This is a genomic window from Clostridium sp. DL1XJH146 (assembly GCF_054819755.1).
The window spans coordinates 95080-111325 of record NZ_JBTVVN010000001.1; the positions used below are offsets into that span (position 1 = coordinate 95080).

17 protein-coding genes are annotated in these 16246 nt (G+C 26.2%); 13 read left to right on the top strand and 4 right to left on the bottom strand.

All coding sequences use genetic code 11. The features are described from left to right. The first annotated feature begins 17 nt into the window (after positions 1-17). Genes ACVHXK_RS00505 through scpB form a run of 3 tightly spaced genes read left to right on the top strand, consistent with a single transcriptional unit; the run spans position 18 to position 2531 of the window. On the top strand, positions 18-1214 hold the full coding sequence (locus ACVHXK_RS00505) for a tRNA nucleotidyltransferase/poly(A) polymerase family protein (protein ID WP_461204378.1): 1197 nt from the start codon (positions 18-20) through the stop codon (positions 1212-1214). Further along, positions 1204-1929 (top strand): segregation/condensation protein A, encoded by a 726-nt coding sequence (locus ACVHXK_RS00510; protein ID WP_461204379.1) that lies wholly within the window; start codon positions 1204-1206, stop codon positions 1927-1929. The genes ACVHXK_RS00505 and ACVHXK_RS00510 overlap by 11 nt, the downstream gene beginning before the upstream one ends. 2 nt (positions 1930-1931) lie before the next feature. Next, positions 1932-2531 (top strand): SMC-Scp complex subunit ScpB, encoded by a 600-nt coding sequence (scpB, locus tag ACVHXK_RS00515; RefSeq protein ID WP_461204380.1) that lies wholly within the window; start codon positions 1932-1934, stop codon positions 2529-2531. Here scpB and ytfJ read toward each other — a convergent pair. Next, complete coding sequence (ytfJ, locus tag ACVHXK_RS00520; protein ID WP_461204381.1) at positions 2528-2935, bottom strand: GerW family sporulation protein; 408 nt, start codon at positions 2933-2935, stop codon at positions 2528-2530. The two genes, scpB and ytfJ, sit on opposite strands and share 4 nt — an antisense overlap. Further along, entirely contained in the window at positions 2928-3458 is a 531-nt protein-coding gene (locus ACVHXK_RS00525) for a DUF2953 domain-containing protein (RefSeq protein WP_461204382.1), read from the bottom strand. The genes ytfJ and ACVHXK_RS00525 overlap by 8 nt, the downstream gene beginning before the upstream one ends. Positions 3459-3616: 158 nt before the next feature. On the opposite strand from ACVHXK_RS00525, the gene ACVHXK_RS00530 reads away from it, so the two are divergent. Further along, a complete protein-coding gene (locus tag ACVHXK_RS00530; RefSeq protein WP_461204383.1) occupies positions 3617-4729 on the top strand; it encodes a D-alanyl-D-alanine carboxypeptidase family protein in 1113 nt (370 codons plus the stop codon). A gap of 12 nt (positions 4730-4741) precedes the next feature. Here the strand turns inward: ACVHXK_RS00530 and ACVHXK_RS00535 are convergent, their stop codons facing one another. Then, positions 4742-5284: an AKAP7-like phosphoesterase domain-containing protein gene (locus ACVHXK_RS00535; protein ID WP_461204384.1), complete on the bottom strand. Its 543-nt coding sequence runs from the start codon at positions 5282-5284 to the stop codon at positions 4742-4744. 170 nt (positions 5285-5454) lie between these two features. On the opposite strand from ACVHXK_RS00535, the gene ACVHXK_RS00540 reads away from it, so the two are divergent. The 3 genes from ACVHXK_RS00540 to ACVHXK_RS00550 all read left to right on the top strand — a co-directional run bounded on the left by ACVHXK_RS00540 (position 5455) and on the right by ACVHXK_RS00550 (position 8003). Beyond that, positions 5455-5655, top strand: coding sequence for a hypothetical protein (locus ACVHXK_RS00540; RefSeq protein WP_461204385.1), 201 nt, complete (start codon positions 5455-5457; stop codon positions 5653-5655). A gap of 90 nt (positions 5656-5745) precedes the next feature. Then, positions 5746-6729 (top strand): sulfide/dihydroorotate dehydrogenase-like FAD/NAD-binding protein, encoded by a 984-nt coding sequence (locus ACVHXK_RS00545; RefSeq protein ID WP_461204386.1) that lies wholly within the window; start codon positions 5746-5748, stop codon positions 6727-6729. After that, positions 6726-8003, top strand: a complete 1278-nt coding sequence (locus ACVHXK_RS00550) for an FAD-dependent oxidoreductase (protein ID WP_461204387.1) — start codon at positions 6726-6728, stop codon at positions 8001-8003. The genes ACVHXK_RS00545 and ACVHXK_RS00550 overlap by 4 nt, the downstream gene beginning before the upstream one ends. A 127-nt stretch (positions 8004-8130) precedes the next feature. Here the strand turns inward: ACVHXK_RS00550 and ACVHXK_RS00555 are convergent, their stop codons facing one another. Then, positions 8131-9267 (bottom strand): THUMP domain-containing class I SAM-dependent RNA methyltransferase, encoded by a 1137-nt coding sequence (locus tag ACVHXK_RS00555; protein ID WP_461204388.1) that lies wholly within the window; start codon positions 9265-9267, stop codon positions 8131-8133. A 175-nt stretch (positions 9268-9442) separates the two neighbouring features. On the opposite strand from ACVHXK_RS00555, the gene ACVHXK_RS00560 reads away from it, so the two are divergent. The 6 genes from ACVHXK_RS00560 to ACVHXK_RS00585 all read left to right on the top strand — a co-directional run bounded on the left by ACVHXK_RS00560 (position 9443) and on the right by ACVHXK_RS00585 (position 16245). Next, on the top strand, positions 9443-10156 hold the full coding sequence (locus tag ACVHXK_RS00560) for a pseudouridine synthase (protein WP_461204389.1): 714 nt from the start codon (positions 9443-9445) through the stop codon (positions 10154-10156). A gap of 97 nt (positions 10157-10253) precedes the next feature. Further along, positions 10254-11111 (top strand): MurR/RpiR family transcriptional regulator, encoded by an 858-nt coding sequence (locus ACVHXK_RS00565; protein ID WP_461204583.1) that lies wholly within the window; start codon positions 10254-10256, stop codon positions 11109-11111. An 80-nt stretch (positions 11112-11191) separates the two neighbouring features. Further along, on the top strand, positions 11192-12406 hold the full coding sequence (locus ACVHXK_RS00570; protein ID WP_461204390.1) for a BaiN/RdsA family NAD(P)/FAD-dependent oxidoreductase: 1215 nt from the start codon (positions 11192-11194) through the stop codon (positions 12404-12406). A 76-nt stretch (positions 12407-12482) separates the two neighbouring features. Beyond that, a complete protein-coding gene (gene cmk / locus ACVHXK_RS00575; protein ID WP_461204391.1) occupies positions 12483-13127 on the top strand; it encodes a (d)CMP kinase in 645 nt (214 codons plus the stop codon). Positions 13128-13144: 17 nt separating this feature from the next. Continuing rightward, a complete protein-coding gene (locus tag ACVHXK_RS00580; protein WP_461204392.1) occupies positions 13145-15061 on the top strand; it encodes a bifunctional 4-hydroxy-3-methylbut-2-enyl diphosphate reductase/30S ribosomal protein S1 in 1917 nt (638 codons plus the stop codon). 122 nt (positions 15062-15183) lie between these two features. Then, the gene (locus tag ACVHXK_RS00585) at positions 15184-16245 is read left to right on the top strand and encodes a CotS family spore coat protein (RefSeq protein WP_461204393.1); all 1062 of its coding nucleotides are present in this window, start codon (positions 15184-15186) and stop codon (positions 16243-16245) included. The last annotated feature ends 1 nt before the right edge of the window (position 16246 follow it).

Here is a 16246-nt window from a genome sequence, read left to right on the forward strand (position 1 = left end):
ATTGGTGGGTTTAATATATGAATGTAAAAGTATATTCTAAATTAAAAGCTGAAGAGATTAAGAGTATTGATTTCATAATCGACTATTGCTTACTAAATAATGTGAAATGCTATTTAGTAGGTGGAGTAGTTAGAGATATTTTGATGAAAGAAAAATATAGAGATATTGATATTTCCATTGAAATTGATCCAATAAACGTAATTAAATTTATACAACAATACTATTCTAGTGAACTAAAAGAGTATTTATATTATAAAAAATTTATGACTGCTACTATAGAATTTTGTAATGGCGTAAAGATAGATTTGATAAGATGTAGGAAAGAAGTTTATAGACAAAACGGAGATTTACCTAATATAACTCCTGCAGGTGTCTATGATGATATTATGAGGAGAGATTTCACTATTAATTCTATTGCATATGATTTGATAGATAGATGCTTATTAGACTCTAATTGTGGACTTTATGATTTGAAAAGGGGTATAGTAAAGAAAATACATAAAAATTCTTATGAAGAAGACCCTACTAGGATATTTAGGGCAATTAAATATGCTGTAAGATATGATATGAAATTAGAGGATAAAGAAGAAATTAAAAATTTAATTAAAAAAAATATAGTTTCTAATGTGTCAAATGATAGAATTGTTAAAGAAATTTTATTATTATTAAAAGAAAAAGAATGGAAAGAAGTAATTTATAAATTGGAGAAAATAGGATTTTTAAAGATTAATTATGCATTACTACAAACAAAAACATTTCTATTCAAAGAGAATTTAATAGAACATAAATTAATACTCTTATTTAGTTCATTAAAAGAAATTTCAATAAAACAAATTTTTTTAAATAACTCAATTATAAGTAAAAAAGTGAAAAAAAGTTTTTTGGTTTCGGATAATCAAGAATTATATAAAAAAATAATGAAAGCTCAAGATAATTATGACCTATTTTGTTATTTAGATAAGCTTAATTCATATGAAATGCTTGCTTTAAGTTTCAATAGTATGATTAAATATAAATTGTTGAATCATAATTTAAATAGTTATAATAATGATACTAATTTAAATGGTGAAATGTTAAAGGAAAAAGGCATATACGAAGGAAAGGATATTGGTAAAATTTTAAATAAAATTGTGAGGATTAATAAAAATACTTTATTAGATTTAGATGAATTAGTTTTAAATGATTTTATAGGGGAGAGTACTTATGGCAGTTAATGTGAAAATAGATAATTTTGAAGGACCATTTGATTTATTATTGCATTTGATACGAAAAAATAAGATGGAAATTTACAATATAAAGATATATGATATAACAAAACAATATTTAAATGTTATAAATACGATGAAGGAAATGGATTTAGAAATAACTTCAGAATTTATTGTTATAGCGGCTTCATTAGTAGAAATTAAATCAAAGATGCTTTTACCTAAAATTGAAGATGAAGAGGATGATGAAGATCCACGAGCAGAGTTGATAAGAAAACTAGTTGAGTATAAAAAATATAAAAAAGTTTCAGAACATCTGAGGGCTTTAGAAGAAAATACTGGAGAAAGATATTTAAAAAAACCTGAAATTGTTGAAGTGGAAAATGAGCCCAAAATTGAAAAAGTACTAGAAGGTATTACAACAATACAATTATTTAATATTTATAAAGATCTTATTCAAAGGTATAAATCAAAAATGAATAATATTAACCCGGCACAAAGGGAAATATCAGTTGATTTGTTTAAAATTGAAGATAAAATGGAAATGATAAAGAAAAAAATAGCTGTTAATGAAGTTTTTAGATTCAGTGATATTATTAGTGAGTGTAAGTATAAGATAGAAGTTGTTGTAACTTTTATTGCTATGCTTGAACTTATAAAATTAAAGGAAATTAATGTTGTACAAGATAAAAGTTTTAGTAATATTATAATTAAAAGGGGTTAACTATGGCAGAAAATAAATTTAATCAATTAGAAATAGATATGAATACAAATAATGAAGAAATTTTTTCAATTATAGAATCAATTCTTTTTATATCAGGAGAACCATTATCAATAAAAGAATTATCAAATATCGTAGATATAAAAGAAGATAGATTGAACTCTGTTTTAGAAAAAATGAAGAAAAATTATGAAAAAAAAGATAGAGGAATAATACTTCAGTATATAAATGATAGTTATTTTTTTGAAACTAAAAGAGAAAATAGTATTTTTATTCAAAAACTTTTAAAAACAAATGAAAGGCAATCATTATCAAGGGCAGCTCTCGAAACATTAGCAATCGTTGTTTATAATCAACCAATAACGAGGGTCGAAATAGATGAAATAAGAGGTGTAAAGAGTGATAGGGCTCTAATATCCCTATGTGATAAAGGACTTTTAAAGAAGAGTGGAAGAAAAATGGTACCAGGTAGACCTATGCTATATTCTACAACTGATATGTTTTTAAATTATTTTGGATTGGAAAAACTTGAACAAATGCCGTCACTGGAATTATTTGTTGAAGATATAATGAAAAATAACGAAAAAGATATAGAGGAGTATTAATCTTCTATATCTTTTTTTCTTTGTTTTTCATGATTATTTTCATTCAAATCTTTGAAAAAATCAATTAAATCTGGTATTTGGTCCACCAATTTATCATAGGTATTTTTTTGATTCATAGGCAAGAGTTTTATTGTATCTCCCTTCAATACTAGAAACGCGATTGGTTTTACCGATACCCCAGAACCAGAACCACCACCAAAAGGATATTTTAGACTATTATTTGAATTGTTTTTAGAACTAATTTCTGAACCACCAGAAGCAAATCCAAGAGATACTCTCGAAATAGGAATTATTGTTGTACCATTTTCTTTTATAGGTTCTCCTACAATTGTGTTTACATCGATTAATTCTTTTAAATTTTCCATAGTAGTTTTTATTATGTTATTAAGTGTGCTATCATTCATTAGATTTTCTCCTTTGTAACATTATTATTTTTATATAATTAATAACTATTAAAAATATGTAAAAAAACAATAACAAGGGTATAGTTATTATTAAAATCTTTGTTTTTGATTTTAAAATCTTTCTATCCCAATAGGGTAAAAGATGAAAGCTTAATCTATTAAAAAAAAGATTATTTAAAATAGAATATTTCACTATAGAAAACATAGTAAAAGCAACACCGTATAATAAGCCTGTAGAACTAGCATCTCCTGTCCCATAGGCCAAAGTACAATTCACCCATAAAAATGGTTTAAAACGCATTTTAGATACAAAATAATAAGTTTTTATAATACTCTTAAATATAGCGCTTCTATTTATTGCTGGTTTTTTATTTTTTTGTTTATTATTTTCCTTTTTAGCATTTAAACTATTTAAATTAATCGTTTTAATTTTATTAATAGTTATTTTATTGTTTTTATAGTCAAAAAAAAGAAAAATAGGGTATGGAAATACAAGAAATATTAAAAAATATTTAAGTAACAAATTAAGCCCTCCGATAGTTATTATAAACAAAAAATTTAAAAATATGTATTTCTTTATCTACTTTTGATAGATTTGATTATGTCTGTAATATAAACCATAAATTTCTTGACTAATTAAACCCAAATTAGAAAAACTATTAAATAGATAGGAGGATACAGATGAAGAAAAGAAAATTAGTTATTACTTTTATGACAACATTTTTAATAAATTGTTTATTAGTATGCAATGCATTTTCCTTACCCATATATGTTGATGCAAGGGCCGCTATAGTTATGGATAAAAATTCTCAAACTATTCTATTTGAAAAAGATAGTGATATGATAATACCTATGGCAAGTACAACTAAAATAATGACTACCCTAGTTTGCTTAGAATATGGTGATTTGGATAAAAAAATTGAAATATCAAAAGGGGCAGCTAATGTTAGAGGATCTCAAGTAGGTTATAAAGAAGGAGAAAAAATAACTATTAGAGAACTTTTATGTGGTTTAATGATGAAATCAGGAAATGATGCTGCTATTGCATTAGCTGAAGGAGTAAGTGGTTCAGTGGATGAGTTTTGTGAATTAATGAATGAATATGCTCGTAGGATAGGTGCACTAAATTCTAATTTTGAATCTCCGCATGGATTAGACAGTCAAAATCATTATACTACAGCATATGATTTAGCTTTAATTACAGCTTATGCAAAAAAAAATCAAACTTTTAATGAGATTGTAAGTGCAAAAGATATTGATGCTCAAAAATATAACTTTTCAAGAAGTTATCATAATATTAACAAAATATTATATACTATACCGAATTCAAATGGAGTAAAAACAGGATATACAGGAAATGCAGGTAAATGTTTAGTAACATCTATAATTGATGATAACGGTAATGAAATAATAATTGTAGTATTAAACTGTTACAATAGGTGGAATGAAACAAAAAAACTATATGATTATATAAAAGAAAATTATTCCTATGAGAAAATTCTTGAAAAAGGTCAGATTCTGTACACGTATGAAAATAATGCTTCAATTATTGGTGAATTATATTTAGACAAGGATATAATTTTACCAATAAAAAATGATGAATCTTACACGGTAAAAACAGAAATACCTGAAATTAAATTAGAAAATGAAAGGTCAGAAATAGATTATTTAGGGCAAGTCAATATATGGAGTAGCGAAAATAAAATTTATTCATATCCCTTAAAATATAGATCAAAGTCTTTAAAAAATAAAAACAAAATATTAGACATATTAGAAAAAATAAACAAATCATAAAAAATGATTTGTTTATTTTAAATTTACGTTGTATTTTACCATATTATCTTTATCATTTATGGGTTTCCATAATTGTATTTGTTCTATTAAAGGATGAATAGAGTATTTATTATTTAGAATAATATTACATGCTTCATTAAATTCTCCAGTGGACCATTCATGATTAGAAAAATTTGTATTAGCAATTGATATATGCAGGTCCCAATTCTCGATATTTTCCCGTACGTTGTAACCAAGTTCTTTTAGTTTAGAATTAGTCATATTTATAAAACGGACTATTTCATCGGTTTTTTCCACTTTTAAATTTACTGATTTGAAAGGTGGGTTAAAACAAATACCTTTTTCTATTGTTAAGGGTATTTTTTTTATGTCTTTTAATAAAAAATCCAAATCTATTTCTAATTCATTTAAAGAAGGCTCTTTAATAATTTCTAGAGTAATGTGCAGTTTAGGTAAATCATCATATAGATTATACATTTTTGATAAGTTAACTTGAAGTTCCTGAATTTTATCATAGGACAACTTATCAATTATTCCAACTAAATAATATTGCATTTATATGCCCCTTTTTGATTTAATTATACCATTTATTTTAATAATTATCAGATTTATATAAGCTTTTTTAAAAAAATTAGTTATTTTTATATATATTAAATTTTTAGAAATAAGTTATAAAAATACTAATATACTTATATTATCACAGATTAATTTTATGGGGAGCTAATATGTATTTAAGATTTAATTTAAAGTGTCAAAAAAGTGTTTCATTAAGTGAAGATGAAACAAAAATTTTTATAAAGAAGTTAAATTATTTAAAATTACTTAAACTTTTAAATTCAAAAGAAAAATCCTATGAAGGAAAATTTATAGTGAATGATAAAATAATAGATGCACAAGAAATAAATTCAATAGAAATAATTCTATGAGAAAAAATTATTCGTTTATTGAATTTCTTTAGAAACCATTTTATTGTTATTAGATATTTTAATATAGAGTAAAAAGGAGGATTTTAATACTTGAGATACGAAATTATAGATTGTATTGATTCAGGTACAGAGTATTGTCCTTGTCACTTAGCTGAGTCAGGTGAATGTATATTGTGTTCTCAACTTTCAGGGAAATGTTTTTGTGACTGCGTTAATTGGAAAGGAACATGTATTTATCAAGAATATGCATGGAATGGATATAAAGCTAAGGAAGGAAGACAACAATTTAAATCCAAAGTCGTAGGTAAACATTATGTGAATAGTAACGTAATTCTTCTTTCAATTCTTGTCACAAATAAATTAATAAAAGCTTTATTAAAACCTGGTGCTTACGTGTTCGTTAGAAATAAAAATGATGAAGAATACTTTAATATTCCCATTTCAATAATGGATGCAGATGCTAAAAGAAATATAATAAAGATTTGTATAGAATTAAAAGGAGTTAAAACAAAAAATATTGGGATTATAAATGTAAATGAAGAAATAATTGTAAAAGGTCCATATTGGAACGGGGTTTTTGGATTGAAACATATATTAGATAGCAAAGATGGTAATGTTGTTATTATTTCAAGAGGAATAGGCCAAGCGCCTGCAGTGCCAATAATGAAAAGGCTTTATTCGGAGGGAAATAAAATCACATTAATATATGATGGTGGTAATTACGAAAAATGTTTTATTAATAGTTATTTAGAACTTTGTAACACTGATTTAATTGAAATTAATACATTAGCTAATAATGATATTTCTAAAGAGTTGAAAACATTAATTAATAATCTTATAGAAAAAAATAATTTGAATTTAATTCATTGCTCGGGTCCTGATTATTTAATATATAAGCTAATGAACTTAATTAATTACAGAGTAAACTACAGTTGCTGTAATAATGCTAAAATGTGTTGCGGAGAAGGTGTTTGTGGCGCTTGTACTGCACGATATGATGGGGATGTTGTAAAAAGACTATGTAAAATTCAAACTGATCCTGAAAATATTTTTGAAGGGAGAAGATTTATATGAAAGCAATAATTATTGGTGGAGGATGGGCAGGATGTGCGGCTGCTATAACAGCGATAAAAGCTGGAGCAGAAGTTGAAATATTTGAAAAAACTGATATGCTTCTTGGATTAGGTAATGTTGGTGGAATTATGCGAAATAATGGGAGATTTACTGCTGCAGAGGAACTTATTGAACTTGGCGCTGGAGATTTAATAAATATAACAGATGAAAATAGTAAACATAGAAATATAGATTTTCCTGGCCATACCCATGCTTGGCTATACGATGTAAATATTATTGAAGCTAAAGTTCGCCGTTATCTGATTGAACTCGGAGTAAAAATGCATTTTCAACAAAGAGTTATAGATGTGGAGAAAAAAGAAACTAAAATATACGGAATATATTTATCAGACGGGACACTTATCTACGGGGATGTTTTTATAGAAACAACTGGTTCTACAGGACCTATGGGTAACTGTTTAAGATATGGAAATGGTTGTTCTATGTGTATTTTAAGATGTCCTGCATTTGGTCCTAGGGTAAGTATTACTTCAAGAGCAGGTGTTGAAGATCTTCAAGGTGAAAGAGAAGATGACGTTTTTGGTGCAATGAGTGGTTCATGTAAATTATGTAAAGATAGCCTTGATAAATCAATAATAAAAGAATTAGAAGAAAAAGGTGTTTATATAGCTAAGATTCCGGCAGAAGATGTGAATTTAGATAAACTTAAAATAAAAGTTTGTCAGCAGTATGCTCTTAGAGAATTTGCAGAGAATCTTATTTTATTAGATACTGGACATGTGAAAATGATGACGACGTATTATCCTTTAGAGAAATTAAGAACTATAAAAGGGTTTGAAAATGCAAAATATATTGACCCTTATGCGGGAGGAAAGGGGAATTCAATTAGATATTTATCTGTTGCGCCAAGAACTGATGATATGAAGGTTAAAGGTCTGGATAATCTATTTTGTGCAGGAGAAAAAGCAGGCTTATTTGTAGGGCATACAGAAGCAATATGTACAGGAAGTTTAGCGGGTCATAATGCAGTAAGATATTTTCTTGGTATTCCAATGTTAATCTTGCCAAGAAGTACTGCTATAGGTGATATAATAGCTTATGCTAATTATAAAATGATGAATAAAGAAGGAAGAAGAAAAAGATATACATTTGCAGGAGCAGAATATTTTGAAAGAATGAAAGATGAGGATTTATATTCAGTAGATAAAGATAATATTAAAAATAGAATTGCAAAGCTTAATCTAGAAAATGTTTTAAATAGAAAATTAATATAGCAGATTATTTGTTCAGTGGTATGGACATAAATAGTCTAATATTTATAAATCCTTATTATTACAATAATATTGTTATAATAAGGATTTATATTATATTGTACATAGTACTTATAAAGTAGTACAAATATTATTTTTTTAGTTGATGATTTTTATATTGATAGTAATAGCATCGAATTCTTCCGTTATACAATTTTCGGTTTTTGGTACTTTTTTGTCTGAAAATTGTTTCGAAATTTTCTTCTGAAGTTAATATATTATAGTTCCAATTTTCTAAATTTAAAAAAGCTTTTCCGATATTTTTATATAATATTGTTACTTCTTCTTTTGTTCCTAATCTTTCACCGTAAGGGGGATTACATACAATTGTGCCATACTTTCTTTTTGAGCTAATATCTAGTGCGTTTCGTGCTTGAAAATGTATTGTATCATCTACGCCTGCGTCTTCTGCATTAGAAATGGCGGTTTTAATTATTCTAGTATCTAGGTCATAACCGTGAATTTCAAAATCTTTATCATAATATATTTTAGAAAAAGCATCTTTTTTAATTTCTTTCCACTTATTTGAGTTCACAATATGTGGCCAATGTTCAAATGCAAAGTTTCGATTTAATCCAGGAGCAATATTTCTTGCAATTAGTGCTGCTTCTATTGGTATAGTGCCCGACCCACAGAATGGGTCTACAAATGGAGTATCATATTTCCACTCAGAAAGAATTACAAGTGCTGCAGCTAGAGTCTCTTTTAATGGTGCAAGATTAGCTTCACGTCTATATCCACGTTTATGTAACGCAACTCCAGAGGTATCTAATAGTACTGAAACCTTATCATTCAAAATAGCTATTAGAATAGGAAAAGTAGCTCCATTTTCTTCGAAAATCTCATGGTTATACGTTAATTTTAATTTTTCAATAATTGCTTTTTTACTTATTGATTGAATATCTGACAAACTAAACAAACCAGATTTTACCGATTTAGCATTAACAATTATATTAGCATCTTCAGGTAGTATATCCTCCCAAGGAATAGCTTTTACATTCTGAAATAATTCTTCAAATGATACAGCATTAAATTCTCCAAGTTTTATAAATACTCGTTCAGCACATCTACTCCATAAATTAGTTAGCATAATTCCTTTTTCATCAGCAGTAAATGTTAATTTCCCATTTTCAACTTGCATATTTTCAAAATTAAATTTTTTAAGTTCTTTTTTTACTATTCCTTCTAAACCAAAAGCAGTAGCTACAACTATTTTATAATTAGACATACAAATTCTCCTTTTTATAATATTACTAAACAAATATATCATTAATTAAAAAAAAACACAACAAAGAAGACTAATAGACATAATAAAAATTATGTAAACTAAAAATAAAAAGTAAACTTAGAATTTACCTTTTTGATTATTTATAATATAATGTATTTAATTTGGAGGTAATTTTATGATTGAAAGATTACAAAAGTATATAGCACATTGTGGTATATCATCTAGAAGAAAAGCAGAAAATTTAATACTCGAAGGTAGAGTAAAGGTTAACGATGTACTTATTAATGAACTTGGTACCAAAATTGACACTGATATAGATAAAGTATATGTAGATAATAAATTAATTAAACCTGAAACTAAAAAAATATACATAGCTTTAAATAAACCTACAGGTTATATTACAACGGCTAATGACGAAAAGGGTAGAAAAACTGTTATTGATTTAATAGATATTGAAGAAAGAATATATCCTATTGGTAGATTAGATGCAAATACTTCTGGAATATTATTATTAACTAATGATGGTGAAGTATTCAATAAAGTTATTCATCCTAGAAGTCATATTAAAAAAACTTACATATGCGAAGTAAATGGTATACCTAGTAAAGAAAACATGCGAATTTTAGCAGAAGGAGTTGACATTGGAGGATATATTACACAAAAAGCTACAGCAACAATATTGAAGAAAACAAAAGAAGAAAATGCAATTTTAAAAATTACAATTAGTGAAGGTAAAAATAGACAAGTTAGAAAAATGTGTTTAGCTATTGGGCATAATGTTATTACGCTAAAAAGAATATCAGTAGGAAATATAAAGTTAAATAACTTGATTTACGGTAAATGGCGATATTTAGATGCAAAAGAAATTGAATATTTAATGAATTTATAATTACCTGTTTATGATATATTTATTGAATAATAATTCATTTGATGATAAAATGAAATAAAAATTGCATGGATTTTTACTTATGAAAGGATTGTTCATATTGGATGAAAATAATAGCGACTTAATGAGGAATATACAAATTAAATTTCCAAGAATGAGTAAAGGGCAAAAACTTATAGCTGAGTATATATTAAAACAGTATGATAAAGCTGCATTTATGACTGCGGCAAAGCTTGGCATATCAGTTGGAGTTAGTGAATCCACAGTAGTTAGATTTGCAACTGAACTAGGTTTTAGTGGATATCCTAAACTACAAAAATCGTTACAAGAATTAATAAAAACAAAATTAACTACTGTTCAAAGAATTGAAATATCAAATAATTTGATAAATCAAGAAAATGCTTTAAAGGGTGTACTGAAATCTGATATGGATAATATTAGAGCAACACTTGAAAAAATAAATTATAAAACTTTTGAAAATGTTCTTAATAGTATTTTTGAATCTAAAGAAATATATATTTTAGGATTAAGAAGTTCAACTGCATTAGCAAATTTTTTAGGATTTTATTTAAATTTAATTTTAGATAATGTTAAAGTTATACAACCTGGTATCAGTGATGTATTTGAACAAATGATAAATATTACTGATAAAGATTTAATTATAGGTATAGGTTTTCCAAGATATTCAGTTCGAACTATTGAAGCACTGTCATATGCCAAATCAAAAGGTACTACTGTTGTTTCCATTACGGATAGTTTATTATCTCCTTTGGCGGCAAAAGCTGACTATACCTTAATTGCACAAAGTAATATGGCTTCTTTCGTAGATTCTTTAGTTGCACCACTTAGTATAATTAATGCGCTTATAGTATCTGTTGGTCTTAAAGAAAAAGAAAAAATATCTTCTTCTTTTAAGGAACTTGAGGAAATTTGGGAAGAATATAATGTGTTTTCATAAAATAATGAAAGAGAATAAGTAAGGAACTTTTTGTTTCTTACTTATTCTTTGTTTAAAAATTATTAACAAGGGGTTTTGTTATGAAAGTAGTTGTAATTGGCGGTGGTCCTGCTGGTATGATGGCTGCAATTAAAGCAGCTGAAAGCCATGAAGTGGTTATAATTGATAAAAATCAAAATTTAGGAAGAAAATTATTTATTACTGGCAAAGGTAGATGTAATATTACAAATAGTAAAGATATTTCAGAATTCTTCGACTTTATCCCAGGTAATCCAGATTTTTTATATAGTAGTTTGTATTCTTTTACGAATATTAACACAATAAATTTTTTTGAAGAGAATGGCATAAAACTCAAAGTAGAGCGAGGGGATAGAGTTTTCCCTAAAAGTGATAAATCTTCAGATATAATAAAAACTTTTGAAAAAGTATTATATAAAAATAATGTAAAAGTGTTATTAAATACAGAAATAAAAGATATTATAGTAAGGGATGAGAAAATTCAAGAATTAATAATTAAAGATAATACAATTATAAAAGCAGATTATTTTATTTTGTGTACAGGTGGCAGTTCTTATCCTCAAACAGGATCAACTGGGGATGGATATAAATTTGCTCTAAAATGTGGTCATACAATAAATAAAATTTATCCTGCTTTAGTTCCTATAGAAATAAAAGATTTTTGGATAAAAGAACTCCAAGGATTATCATTAAAAAATGTTACTTTGAATATTGTTGATAGTACTAACAAAAGTTTATTCCAGGAATTTGGTGAAATGATATTTACTCACTATGGAATTTCAGGACCTATTGTACTAAAAGGTAGTAGAATGATTACTGATAAAAAACAACTTAAAGCTATTATTAATCTTAAACCTTATAATACTGAACTTGAATTAGAAACTAGACTATTAAATTTATTTGAGATAAATAAAAATAAAAATATTAAAAATACTATAAAAGAAATTTTACCTAATAAATTAGTTGATCCAATATTATCACTATGTGAAATAAAAGAAGATAAAAAAATTAATGGAATAACGAAAACTGAAAGAAAAAAAATAGTTAAAACTATTCAAGGTATAGAACTTTCTATAAAAGGAACAAGAACTATAGATGAAGCTATAATTACAGCTGGTGGAGTAAATGTTGATGAAATTGATCCTTCTACATTAAAATCAAAGGTTATTTCAAATTTATCCTTTGCTGGTGAAGTAATTGATGTGGATGCATATACAGGTGGATACAATCTTCAAATAGCAATTTCAACGGGCTATTTGGCAGGTGATTCAATATAAATCTTGTTTAAAATAGAGGATATTGCATATTTTTCTAGAATAATAGTATATTGGGTAAATAGAAAGGGAGAGAGTATTGAGATATAATGTTGCTATAGACGGACCTGCTGGTGCAGGTAAAAGTACCATTGCAAAAATTATTGGTAGCAAATTAGGCTTAATGTATATTAATACTGGCTCTATGTATAGAGCTGTAACATATGAAGCAATAGAAAAAGAAATTAAACCTAATGAATTAGAAAAGATTATTAAATTAATTGATGATATGGACATATATTTTAACGGAGATGATATTTATGTTAATGGGAAAAACATAAGTAATGAAATAAAAATGCCTTATATTAGTAATAATGTTTCTGATTTTGCGCAAATTAAAGAGGTTAGAGAAAAGCTAGTTAATCTACAGCAAAAAATTGCTAGTAAGTATGATGTTATTATGGATGGACGAGATATAGGAACTGTTGTTTTAAAAGATGCAAAATTTAAATTCTATATAAATGCCTCCGCTGAAGAAAGGTCTAATAGACGTTATAAAGAACTTTCGAACAAAGGTATTGATGTTAACTATAATAATATACTAACTGAAATTGTAAAAAGAGATTATTTGGATTCAAATAGAGAAATTAGTCCACTTAGAAAAGCCAATGATGCAATTGAAATTGATACAACAGAGTTATCAATTGATGATGTAGTAAATAAGATTATTACCCTAATAAATTAAAGTAGGAGTTAATTACTATGAAAAACATTACTATTTCTAAAAATTCAGGTTTTTGTTTTGGGGTACAACGAGCTGTGAATATAGCCTTAGATACAGCTGAGGCAAATAATAATAAAATTTATACACTAGGTCCTTTAATACATAATAGTGACGTAGTTAATTATCTAAAAGAGAAACAAATTGAAGCTATAGATTTTGTGAATATAGATAAGTTAATTGAGGATGATTTAATTATTATTAGGTCACATGGAATTTCACCTTTGGTAAAAAAAAATTTAGAAGAAAGAAATCTAAAAATAGTAGATGCAACATGCCCTTATGTTTCAAAAATACATGATAAAGTAAAAAAATATTATGAATTGGGTTACAATATAATTATTATAGGTGATAAAAATCATCCTGAAGTAAAAGGAATTAATGGTTGTTCTAATAATACTGCTTATGTGGTGAAAAACATTGTTGATATACCGTTAAACTTAGATCATTTTTGTGTAGTTGCTCAAACTACTGAAAAAACGCATACATATGATACTATTATTAAAGAATTAGAAAAAAACAACAAGGATTTCATAGATTTTAAAACTATTTGCAATGCAACTAAAGTTAGACAAGGAGCTGCAGAACAAATTTCAAAATCAGCAGATTTAATGTTAGTTTTAGGTGGGTATAATAGTTCTAATACTAGAAAACTCTATGAAATTTGCAAAAATAATTGTAATAATACTATTCATATCGAAAATGCAGGTGAAATACCTGATGAAATAAAAAAATCAAAAAATATTTCCAATATTGGTATAACTGCAGGTGCTTCTACACCAGATTGGATAATAAGGGAGGCTGTTCAATTAATGAGTGAAAATGATACTATGGAAAATGATTTAATGAATCAATATTTAAACAAGACTGAAAAAAATATATCTGTAGGAGACAAAATTAAAGGTGAGGTAGTTCATGTAAATAAAGATGAAGCCTATTTAAATGTAGGAAATAAAAATGATGCTAAATTACCTAAAACAGAGTTAACTAAGGAAGATAACAAAGATATGACTTCACTTGTAAATATAGGAGATATTATTGAGGTAAAAATAATTAAGCTTGGTAGTCTTGAAAATGAAATGATAGTTTCAGTCCTTGAAATAGAAAGAGAAAAAGCTGTTGAGGAGTTAAAAGAAGCTTTTGATAATAATCAAGAAATACAAATCAAATTAAAAGAAGCCGTAAAAGGCGGAATGATAGCAAGTTATAAAGGCGTTAGAGTATTTATACCGGCATCTCATATAGAATTATTTCACATTGAAAATTTAAATGATTACGTCGGTAAAATAACTAATGCAAATATTATTGAATTCAAAAATGAGAGTAGAGGTACAAAAGTTGTTGCATCTAGAAGAAAAATATTGTCTGAAGAAAAGAAAAAAAATGAATTAACTGCTTGGGATTCTTTTGAACCTGGTCAAATAGTTGAAGGAACAGTTAAGAGATTAGCTGATTTTGGTGCTTTTATTGAGGTTAATGGAGTAGATGGGTTATTACATGTATCACAATTATCATGGGGAAGAGTAAATAAACCTTCTGATATATTAACTGTTAATCAAAAAATTACTGTTTGTATTTTAGAGGCAAACAAAGATGACAAAAGATTATCATTAAGCATAAAAAAAATGAGTGAAGACCCATGGGAAACAGTTGAAGAAAAATATCCTATTGGCAGTATTGTACTTGGTAAGCTTGTCCGTTTTGCAGATTTTGGGGTGTTTGTTGAATTAGAACCTGGTATTGATGGATTAGTTCATATTTCACAAATAAGCCATAAAAGAATAAATAAACCTTCTGATGTATTGGAAAAAGGTGCAACTATAAAAGCAAAAATATTAAATGTAAATTCAGAAAACAAAAAAATAGGTTTAAGTATTAAAGAAGCAGAAGAGATTTAAAACAAACGATTTTTAGAGCAGAATATTCTGCTCTTTTTCTTTATAGCCCCTTGTTAACTTTTTTGTAATAATTTCTCCTTTTTATTATATAATTTACTAATGGATAATCTGGAGGGGAAAAAATGACAAAACAGAAAAGATTAAGTGAATTGTCGATTCCTAACAAGGAAGAAAATATAATAAGATATATAATGAAAAAATATGATTATAATATAATTGAAATATTAAAAATAAGAAGTGCATATAAAATTAAAACGGACAAAGGTAATCTATGTTTAAAAAAATACTGTCACGGGAAAAACAAGGCAAAGAATGGCTTCGTTCTTGTTAATGAATTAAAAAAAAATGGATTTAATAATACAGCCAATTATATAAAAACTACCAATGATAAATATTACGTAAAATATAAGGATTATTTTTTTTATGTAACTGAATGGATAAATGGTAATGAAGTAAATATAGACGATTTTTCAGAAGTACTGAATTGTGTTGAGTTACTTGCAAAGTTCCACAATTCTTCTGGAAAAATTGAAATAAAAAAATTGAAATTAAAAAGTAACTTTAAAAATTGGTATCGAATATATAATAGTAAGTTATATGATTTTATTTATTATAAAAGTTGTATTAAAAAAAAGAAAATTATGAATTCTTTCGATACTGAATATTTTGATAATATTGAAAAATTTTATGATAGAGGTATTTTAGCTTTAAATTATCTTAAAAATTCATCATACAATGATTTGTTATCTTCTAAAGCAAATGTAAAAACAAACTATATTTGCCATAACAGTTTTTACTATCAAAATATTATCAAAAAAGATGATATTTATTATTTGATAGACTTAGATAGTATTGTAATTGACCATCCAATAGTAGATTTGAGCAAGTACATTAATAGAATTATGGATAAGATAGAATATAATTGGGACTTTGAAAAAGCAAAATTGATATTAGAAAGATATAGTGATACTAATAAAATTTCTGTAAATGAATTAGATATATTATTAGCACTAATTATTTTTCCACATAAGTATTGGAAATTGGGTAGAAAAAGATATGTTAAACAAAAAAACTGGTCTGAAAAAAGTTATAAAAGAAAGCTGAAGAAAGAACTTGAAAAATATGATAAAGTTCAAATCTTTATTGATGATTTTACAAAGTATCTGAATAAAAAAGGTGATTAAT

Excerpts from the sequence above, each read along its gene's own strand:
- ACVHXK_RS00505 (WP_461204378.1), top strand. The coding sequence starts at position 18 with ATGAATGTAAAAGTATATTCTAAATTAAAAGCTGAAGAGATTAAGAGT.
- ACVHXK_RS00510 (WP_461204379.1), top strand. The coding sequence starts at position 1,204 with ATGGCAGTTAATGTGAAAATAGATAATTTTGAAGGACCATTTGATTTA.
- scpB (WP_461204380.1), top strand. The coding sequence starts at position 1,932 with ATGGCAGAAAATAAATTTAATCAATTAGAAATAGATATGAATACAAAT.
- ytfJ (WP_461204381.1), bottom strand. The coding sequence starts at position 2,935 with ATGAATGATAGCACACTTAATAACATAATAAAAACTACTATGGAAAAT.
- ACVHXK_RS00530 (WP_461204383.1), top strand. The coding sequence starts at position 3,617 with ATGAAGAAAAGAAAATTAGTTATTACTTTTATGACAACATTTTTAATA.
- ACVHXK_RS00535 (WP_461204384.1), bottom strand. The coding sequence starts at position 5,284 with ATGCAATATTATTTAGTTGGAATAATTGATAAGTTGTCCTATGATAAA.
- ACVHXK_RS00540 (WP_461204385.1), top strand. The coding sequence starts at position 5,455 with ATGTATTTAAGATTTAATTTAAAGTGTCAAAAAAGTGTTTCATTAAGT.
- ACVHXK_RS00550 (WP_461204387.1), top strand. The coding sequence starts at position 6,726 with ATGAAAGCAATAATTATTGGTGGAGGATGGGCAGGATGTGCGGCTGCT.
- ACVHXK_RS00555 (WP_461204388.1), bottom strand. The coding sequence starts at position 9,267 with ATGTCTAATTATAAAATAGTTGTAGCTACTGCTTTTGGTTTAGAAGGA.
- ACVHXK_RS00560 (WP_461204389.1), top strand. The coding sequence starts at position 9,443 with ATGATTGAAAGATTACAAAAGTATATAGCACATTGTGGTATATCATCT.
- ACVHXK_RS00570 (WP_461204390.1), top strand. The coding sequence starts at position 11,192 with ATGAAAGTAGTTGTAATTGGCGGTGGTCCTGCTGGTATGATGGCTGCA.
- ACVHXK_RS00580 (WP_461204392.1), top strand. The coding sequence starts at position 13,145 with ATGAAAAACATTACTATTTCTAAAAATTCAGGTTTTTGTTTTGGGGTA.
- ACVHXK_RS00585 (WP_461204393.1), top strand. The coding sequence starts at position 15,184 with ATGACAAAACAGAAAAGATTAAGTGAATTGTCGATTCCTAACAAGGAA.